Source organism: Candidatus Sulfotelmatobacter sp. (assembly GCA_035498555.1).
In the GTDB taxonomy this organism is placed as follows: Bacteria; Eisenbacteria; RBG-16-71-46; order RBG-16-71-46; family RBG-16-71-46; genus DATKAB01.
On sequence record DATKAB010000136.1, the window covers coordinates 1 to 8,715 of the forward strand.

7 protein-coding genes are annotated in these 8,715 nt (G+C 68.8%); all 7 read right to left on the bottom strand.

The annotated features are described in order from the left end of the window. The coding region (locus tag VMJ70_11525; protein ID HTO91750.1) for a discoidin domain-containing protein at nucleotides 1-1,358 on the bottom strand (1,358 nt) is incomplete at its 3' end. A gap of 29 nt (nucleotides 1,359-1,387) precedes the next feature. Then, a complete protein-coding gene (locus VMJ70_11530) occupies nucleotides 1,388-2,185 on the bottom strand; it encodes a carbohydrate ABC transporter permease (protein ID HTO91751.1) in 798 nt (265 codons plus the stop codon). A gap of 20 nt (nucleotides 2,186-2,205) precedes the next feature. Next, on the bottom strand, nucleotides 2,206-3,105 hold the full coding sequence (locus VMJ70_11535; GenBank protein HTO91752.1) for a sugar ABC transporter permease: 900 nt from the start codon (nucleotides 3,103-3,105) through the stop codon (nucleotides 2,206-2,208). Further along, the gene (locus VMJ70_11540) at nucleotides 3,102-4,406 is read right to left on the bottom strand and encodes an extracellular solute-binding protein (protein HTO91753.1); all 1,305 of its coding nucleotides are present in this window, start codon (nucleotides 4,404-4,406) and stop codon (nucleotides 3,102-3,104) included. Before VMJ70_11540 ends, VMJ70_11535 begins: the two co-directional genes overlap by 4 nt. Beyond that, nucleotides 4,403-5,875 (bottom strand): glucoamylase family protein, encoded by a 1,473-nt coding sequence (locus tag VMJ70_11545; GenBank protein HTO91754.1) that lies wholly within the window; start codon nucleotides 5,873-5,875, stop codon nucleotides 4,403-4,405. The genes VMJ70_11540 and VMJ70_11545 overlap by 4 nt, the downstream gene beginning before the upstream one ends. Further along, a complete protein-coding gene (locus VMJ70_11550; GenBank protein ID HTO91755.1) occupies nucleotides 5,872-6,975 on the bottom strand; it encodes a LacI family DNA-binding transcriptional regulator in 1,104 nt (367 codons plus the stop codon). Before VMJ70_11550 ends, VMJ70_11545 begins: the two co-directional genes overlap by 4 nt. Further along, nucleotides 6,972-8,549, bottom strand: coding sequence for a glucoamylase family protein (locus VMJ70_11555; protein ID HTO91756.1), 1,578 nt, complete (start codon nucleotides 8,547-8,549; stop codon nucleotides 6,972-6,974). Before VMJ70_11555 ends, VMJ70_11550 begins: the two co-directional genes overlap by 4 nt. Between the last annotated feature and the right edge of the window lie 166 nt (nucleotides 8,550-8,715).

Here is an 8,715-nt window from a genome sequence, read left to right on the forward strand (position 1 = left end):
ACGCCACCGGCACGATTGAGGAACTGAGCCGGCGGATTGACCTGATAGGGACGCAGCGCCAGCCGCAGCTTCACCACGCGAGAGCGGGCGGCGAGGTTACGGAGCCGGTAGCGCACGCGCAGCGGCGCCCGATCGCCCTCTCCGTCGGCGAACGCCGTCACCTCGAGCCGCAGATCGTCGAGCGCCCAGACGACACTCGGGATCGGCCGCTCTCCACCTCGCAGACTCTGAGTCACGCGCGCATCGGCCCAGGTTCGAAGCCCGGTCTCGACGCCGAGAAACGGCTCGATCGAGAACGTGCCGTGCGCCACCTCGATCGCGCCGTCCTCGCCCAGCAACACCTTCGACCGCGCTCCGGGCGCTCCGACGATCGTCCAGTAGCTCTGCTCGCCGAGAAAGGCCCGCGGGAAACAGCCGCGCGGGGCGTCGCTCGCCATCGACACCACCAGCGAGTTGGGATCCGCCGCCCACTCAACCGGCTTCACTTCGATCTCGCCGAGTGACGGGCGGCCGCCCCGCAGCGCGATGCGGAGCCGGCGCGCCTCGCGCTCGGGCAGCACGACGTAGTCGCGCAGGCCGCGCGCACCGCGCACCGACTTCGCGATGCGCCACGCGCCGCGCGCGTCCGCCTGCTCGACATCGTAGTTCCGCGGCGGGCCGGCCGCCTGCCAGGTGAGGATCAGGCCGCCGAACTCGCGGTCGTAGCCGAGATCGAGATCGAGCCACGGCGCGCGATCGGTGGAGCTCGGAGTCCACCCGGTGCCGGGCAGGCGATCCACCGCCCATCCCGCCGAGCCCGAAGACGCGGTCGCGACCGGCCGGGGCGGAGTCGCCGGTGGCCTGGCGAGCGGCTCGAAGCTCAGCTCGTCGAACCACACCGTGCCCTTTCCCCCGCTGCCGGCGGTGATCGCGAACTCGATCGCGCGCGCGTGCCGCAGCTCGCCGCCGCCCCGCGGGCCCCACGCGAACGCGATCTGCCGGCGTTTCGTCACCAGGGTTTCCCATTTCGCGGGAAACTCGAAGTTGCGCCGGTTGCACCACCACACGTTGTCCCCGGTCGAATCGGCGAGCTTGAACTCGAGATTCTGCGGTGCCGTCGCGCCGCGAAGGCGGATCGCGAACCGGTAGTTCTCGGGAAGCGGCAGGTCCAGCTCGCGGTGGAGCACGGCGTAGCCGCCGCCCTTCTGAAAGTCGAAATCGACGCGCAGGCAGTGGCCCCAGGGACCGGGCTCGCTCGAAAGCTTCATCTGCACGCCGTCGGCCGGAATCGCGCGCCAGGCCGATGTCGATTCGAAATCGTCGAGCACGCGCGGCGCGGATCGGCCCGCCACCGGAGCGAGCGCGACGGCGGCGATCATCGCCATCCCGGCAAACCGGCGAGGCGCCCTCACCCCTTGAGGCTCCCCCGCATCACGCCCTCGGTGTAGAAGCGCTGGAGCACGAGGAAGGTGATCACCACCGGCAGCACGGTGAGCACGGCGCCGGCCATCATCAGCTCGGCGTCCTGGATGTGCTCCCCTGCCAGGCTCGCGAGGGCGACCGGCAGCGTGAAGCGCGACGCGTCCCGGAGCACGATCAACGGCCACAGGAAGTCGTTCCAGGCCGACAGGAAGCTGAACAGGGTCAGGGTGACTAGGATCGGCTGGATCACGGGCAGGACGATGCCGAAGAAGATCCGGTACTCGCCGGCGCCGTCGATGCGCGCCGCGTCGAGCAGCTCGTCGGGGATCGAGAGCGCGTACTGCCGCACCATGAAGATCCCGAGCACACTCGAGAGATACGGGATCATCACGCCGAGCGGCGTATTGACCAGCCCCATGGCCTTGAGCTGCAGAAACAGCGGCAACATGCCGACCTGGGTGGGCACGACCAGCGCCACCACCAGCAGCTGGAAGAGCCGGTCGCGCCCGCGGAAGCGCAGCTTGGCGAACGAGTAGCCGGCCATGGCGTTCACGATCACCGAGACCGCGGTGCCCACGCCGGCAATCAGCAGGCTGTTGAGGAAGTTCCTCGCCAGCTGAAGGCGAGAGAACAGCGCTGCGTAGTTGGCAAGCGTCGGGTGCGCGGGCAGGAGCGGCGGCGGGAAGTTGCTGGACTCGCCGGGGCTCATGAACGACGCCGACACCATCCACAGCAGCGGCGCCGCAGTGAGCAGCGCCAGCGCGGCCAGCGCCGCGTGCAGCAACCACGTTACTCCCGGCCGCCTCACGCCCCGGCCCTGCGCTCGCGCTGCAACCACATCTGCACCGCAGTACCGATCAGCATGATGCCGAACAGCAGGAACGAGATCGAGCTGGCGAGCCCCATGCGCCACCACCGGAACCCCTGCTCGTACATCAGCAGCACCACCGTGACGGTGGCGCGCAGCGGCCCGCCCTGCGTCATCACGTAGGGCTCGGCGAAGATCTGGAACTGCGAGGTCATGGTGGTGATACCGACGAACAGGAAGGTGGGCCCGAGCGAGGGCAGCGTGATGTGCCGGAATCGCTGCCAGCCGCTCGCGCCGTCGAGCGCCGCGGCTTCGTAGTATTCCTCGGGAATGCCCTGCAGGCCGGCCACGAAGATCAGCATGTTGTAGCCGAAATTCTTCCAGACGGTCAGCACGATGATGCCGATCAGCGCATATCTCGGATCGCCGAGCCAGTCCACCGCCGGCAGCCCGAGGCGCGACAATCCCCAGTCAATGAGCCCGTAGTGCGGGTGATACAGATAGCGCCAGACGATCGCCACCGCCACCAGCGTGGTCACCACCGGCGTGAAGAAGATCACGCGGAACAGCCCCTTGGCGCGGGCGAGCTTCGCGTTCACCAGCAGCGCCGCACCGAGCGAGACCAGCACCGAGAGCGGCCCGCCCACGAAGACGAACACCAGCGTGTTGCGGAGCGCGTTCCAGAACTCGGAGTCGTGCAGCACGCGCGAATAGTTTCCGGCGCCGATCACGCGCAGCACCGACGGGTCGCCGATCGCGTAGACGTCGAAGTCGGTGAAGCTGAGCCAGAACCCGACCAGCACCGGCACCACGAAGAACACCAGGATCAGAGTCACCGCAGGGCCGGCCAACAGCCAGCCGGCGCGCGCCTCGCGCCCGCGATCCGAGCGGCTCATGGAGCGAACCCGGCGTGCGACGCGTGACGCGCACGCTCCACCAGCCAGCGGCGCTTCTCGAGCATGCGATCCACGTCCCGATCGAGCCCGGCCAGCGCCGAATCCACCGGCGAGGCGCCCCGCGCCACGCGCTCGGCATAGTCCTGGAGCCGGTTGGCGATCTGCTCCCACTCCGGCACCTTGGGCGTCGGCACCGCGCGCTCGAGCTGAATGCGGAAGGCATGGAGATGACGGTCGACCGCCAGCGCCGAATCGGCCCACGCCTCGCGCCGCGCCGGCAGATCGCCGCAGGCGTGGTAGAACGCCACCTGTTGTTCCGGGCGCGACAGGAATTCGATCAGCTTCCAGGCGTCGTCCTGGCGGCGCGAGCGGTGGAAGATCACGAGGCTCGATCCGCCCGCCAGCGACAGGCGGCTCGATTCGCCGTCGGGGCCGGGCATCGGCGCCGTTTCCCAGGCGTCGGCGAGCGACGGGGGGAGCCGGCGCGAGAACTCACCCATGTCCCATGGACCGCTCACGTACATGGAGAAGGTGGCGCGCGCGAACTCGTCGTAGAGGTTGGCGATCTCGTTGTTGGTGAGCGGCGGCGCCAGCCGATCGCGGTACCAGGAAGCGTAGAACTCGAACGCGCGCCGGAAGCTCGTGTCCGAGAACGCGGCGCGCGTGTCGTCATCCACCAGCAGCGGCGATCCGCGCTGGAGCCCGAGGATCACCGGCACGTTCCACTGGTTGGCGGGCGCGAAGATCGCGTACTTGCCGGGCCCCGCCAGGCGCCGCACCGCCTCCATCGCCTGCCGCCAGCCCTGCCAGGTGCCGGGAATCGAATCGTAGCCGGCGCGCTTCAGCAGATCACGACGATAGAACAGCACGCGCGTGTCCACGTACCACGGGATGCCGCGCAGCTTGCCGTCGATCACGTTGGTGTCCCAGATCCCCGGGAAGTAGCCCTGGGGGTGGACCTCGGCCGAGTGCAGGACGCGCGCGTCGAGCGGCTCGAGCGAATGGAGCGCCGTGAACTCGCTCACCCAGGTGTTGCCGAGCTGGGCGACATCGGGCGTCGACTGTCCCACGAACGAGGTGATCAGCTTCTCGTGCGCGGCCGACCATGGAATCTGCTGGACCTCGACGCGGATGCCGCTCTCGCGCTCGAACTCGCGCACCCGCTCCTCCACCACCTCGCCCTCGCGGCCCATCGCCCAGAAACGAAGCGGCGGCTCGGACCGTCGCGCGCAGCCGGCGGCGAGCAGCAGCGCCAGAATCGCCGGGAGCCGGGCGAGTTGCGCGTTTGACGCGCGCCTCACTTCCAGTCCGCGGGCGCCGCGTCGAGCCAGCCGCCCTGGAATCCGGCGCGACGCAGCCCGCGCACGATGAATGGATTCCTGCGCATGGTGCGCCAGATCAGCCCGGAACGCGCGTTCTCGATCATCGCCAGGATCGGACCCTGGTCGATCCCCAGCTGATCGACGTCGAACCAGCCCCTGCCGACCACCACCCGCCCGTAGGGGACCCGCGCGGCGAAGTCCAGAGTCGGGTTGAACGCATCCACGAATCCGTACCGATTCATCGCCCAGGTCCCGTAGTCGGCCCGCATCGCCATCAGCACCTCGGCCGACTCGCGCGGGGTGAACGGCATCGAGCCGGCCGCCGCCGCCGGGCAGATCGTGCCGTCGTCGTGCACACGGGTGAACGAAGCGCCGCGCGCGGAATAGCTGAAGAATTCGCGCTGCCGCCCGGCGACGATGAAGGTGGTGTCGATCGGCCCGTCGCAGGCGGTGAGCCCCCACAGTCGTTCGCCGTAGCCGCGCAACCCGGACGGATTGGCGATTGCGTAGGCGCGCTGCGCCAGCGTGGCGCGCCGCGAGTTCTCGAAGTAGTCGAGATCGTGAGCGCGCATGAAGTCGTCGCGAATCCCGCGGAAGTCGATCCAGACGTGCGAATACTGGTGCCCGAAGAGCGGGGCGAACCCCAGCATCTGCTGGCCCTCGAACGAACCCCAGCGGTAGTGCCGCGTGTAGGCCGACCAGAGTCCGGGCGCCACGCGATGCGTGTTGGAGCCGAGCGCCAGGATGTGCAGGATGATGGTTTCGTTGAGCCCGCCCCAGTCGTAGGGAAGGAAGCCCTCTTCGGGGCTCCACCCCAGCACCATGGCGGGCGGGCGCGGCTGCGCCCAGCGCCAGTCCACGCGGTTCATGAGCGTGTCGGTCCAGGCGCGCACCTCGCGCTCGGCCACACCGGAGCCGTCGAAGTAGGCCTGGCAGAACAGCGCCCCGGCCAGCATCAGCGCCGTGTCGATGGTGGACAGCTCGATCTTCTCGAAACGTCGCCCGGTCTTCATGTCGAGAAAGTGGTAGAAGAAGCCCTGCGCCCCGGTGGCGGCGTGATCGGTCGAGTCCTGCGAAGCGCGCGCCATGAAACGCAGCGTCCGGCGCGCACGCTCGGCCGCCGCCGCGCGCGTCACCCAGCCGCGTTCGGCGCCGATCGGGCAGGCGGTGAGCGCGAAGCCCATCGCGCCCACGCTCGCGAACGACGGCGTCGGGGCGCGGTCGGGAGTCAGACCGGTAGTGGAATCGGAGAGTTCCCAGAACCAGCGGAACGCGGATCTTTCGAGGCTGTCGAGGAACGCGATCTGCGCTCCGGGAATGACGCCACGCAGTGCATCCTCGCCGGCCGGTGCAGCCGCCGGACCGGCCGCCGCCCCCGGCGACGGGCTGGCCACCGCGGCGAGCGCGAGTATCAGCAGCGAAGCGATCCGGTGGGGGCGCGAGGTCACGAGCTCGCTCGCGGGTCTCGCGACGTCTGGCCCCGGTTCCACCGGTTGGGGCCTTCCCCGCCGCCGTGGGCGCCGCACGAGCCGCGCACCACCAGCCGCGTCTCGAGCACGTCGTGCCGCGCGGCGGTGCGCGGCCCGGTGGTGCGCTCGCGCAACAGCTCGACGGCGCGTTCGCCGAATCGCAGCATGTCCACGTGCACCGTGGTGAGCGGCGGCGTGAGGTAGCGCGCCAACGGGATGTCATCGAAACCCGCCACCGCCAGGTCTTCGGGAACGCGCCTGTCGTGATCGTGGAGAGCGCCGATCGCTCCGACCGCCATGTAGTCGTTGGCCGCGAACAGTGCGGTCGGGCGCGGCTCGTGTCGCAGGATCGCGAGCATCGCCTCGTAGCCGGAGCGCTCGCTGAAGTCTCCGGCGAACTCGAGGCGGGGCTCGAACGGAATCGAGGCCTCGCGGAGCGCGCTCCGATAGCCTTCGCGACGCTGGCGGGCGTCGATGTTTCGATCGGGGCCGGTGATCATGGCGATGCGCCGGTGCCCGAGTCCGATGAGATGGCTCACCACCTGCCGCGCCCCCTCGACATTCTCGATCGACAGCGTATCGCCGCTCCGCACGCCACCATCGGGATTGAGGTAGACGGTCGGCACCTCCCCCACGCGGCCGGCCAGCGTCGCCGGGTCCTCGAGATCGGGCGCCATCACGATCAGCCCGTCGACGCGGCCGCGCATCGAGCGCAGGGCGCCCACCAGCTCCTCGGCGCTCGAGCTCGAGCGCGACACCAGGATGTGGAGGCCGCACGCCCTCGCCTTGAGATCCACGCCATGAAGAATCTCCGAGAAGAATTCGCCGTGCAGATCGGGCATCAGCACCCCGACCATGTGGGTGCGATTGGTGATCAGGCTGCGTGCGATGCTGTTGGGCCAGTAGCCGAGGCGGCTGGCGGCGGCGCGGACGCGCTCGCGGGTCTCGACGCTCACCAGCGGACTGTCGTTGAAGACGCGGGAAACCGTGGCGGTGCTCACGCGGCTCGCGCGCGCCACGTCGCGAATTGTCGCGGCCAGGCGCGGCAGCCGGCGATTGCGGATCACCGGCTCGCTCACGGCAGGCGCACTCCGCGTACGGTGCGAGTCATTCCATTGGCTTCCAGCCGATAGACGTAGAGTCCCGCGGGCCATCCGGCGTCGTTCAGCGTCAGGATTCGCTCGCCCGCCGGAAGCCACGCCGCGATCGGCCGGGCGATCTCGCGTCCCGCCACGTCGAACACCGACAAGCGCACTGCGCCCTCGGCCGGCAGGCGGAAGCGCAGCCGCGTGCCGCCGCGCGACGGATTGGGCGACGCCGCGAACTCGAGGCCGGAAACCCCGGCGACCGGCACCTCGACGGTGAGCTGAGTAAAGCCGGCGCGGGTCAGTCCGTTCTGGATTTCGGCATTGCGCATGAAGCGCTGCCAGATCGAGCCGGTACGATAGTTCTCGAGCATCAGGAGGATCGGCCCCTGATCGATCCCGAGCACGTCGGTGTCGAACCAGTTCTGGCCGGGATTCAGGCCGTCGGTGAACCCGTAGGGTCCGAACATCTGGGCGCGATATCGGTTCCACAGGTTGTAGATCACGGGCCACACTTCGTCGGGCGCGAAGATCAGGCTGGTGATGGCGGCCGTGGGCGCGATGGTTCCGTCGTCGTTCTGCGCCGGCGGCGCGCCGCGCGCATTGTAACCGGAAGGCCCGTCGCCTGCAGTCAGCCCCCACAGATCGGTGCCATAGCCGACGAACCCGCCCGGATTGGCGATGCAGTAGGCCCGCTGGGCCAGGGTCGCGCGGCGCGTGTTTTCGTAGTAGGTGCTGCTCTGCGACGTCATATAGGCGTCGCGGATGGAACGGAAGTCCACCCAGCAGTGCGAATACTGGTGGCCGAACAGCGGCGGGAACTGGACGAAGTCGTAGCCGTACCAGCTTCCCCACACGTAGCCGCTGGTCCAGCGCGCCCAGGCATTGGTGGGAACCGCGTGGGTCGGCGAGCCGAGGGCGAGGATGTAGAGAATCATCGCCTCGTTGTAGCCGATCCACTGGCCGAACCCGGCGAATCCGGTGCCGGGCTTCCAGCCCATCAGCACGCCCTGGTTGAAGTTGCGCATGAAGTTCCAGTCCACGCGTTGATTGATGGAGTCGGCCAGCGCCCGGATCTGCTGCTCGTTGGGATCCGAGCCGTCAAAGTACTGTTTGGCGTCGAGGATCCCGGCCAGCAGCAGCGCGGTATCGATCGAAGAGAGCTCCGAGCTCCAGGTGCGAAGCCCGGTGTTCATGTCGAGGAAGTGATAGAAGAAGCCTTTGTAGCCGATGGTGCCGTCGCCGATGCTGCTCTGCGGTCCGTTCCAGAACGTCTGCAGCGTGGTGAGCACGCGCGCCGCGGCCGCGCTCCGCGACACCCAGCCGCGATCCACGCCGACGCAGATCCCCGACAGCCCGAACCCGGTGCTGGCGATGCTGCAGGGAGAGTCCGACGTGCTGCGGTCCTTGATCAGGCCATTGAGCGGATTGGCCTCGTTCCAGAAGTAGTTGAACGCGGTGTGCTGGAGCGTGTCGAGCAACGCGTCGGTGGTCATGGTCTGGGCTCCGGCCGGCCGTGCCGAGCAGAGGAACAGTACGGCGAGAGGAACGGCGAGGATGCGTTTCATGGGTGCACGTCTCCGCTCAGAAGTGAAGGCCGAGGCTGAACCGCTGGGCATTGCCCAGCCGGCCCTCGTCGGCCCAGGCGTAGTCGATGTTGTAACGGAAGCCGTTCTGAGTTCCGAGGATGCCGCCGCCGAGCGTCAGACCGACCTCGGAATCCTGCTGGAACAG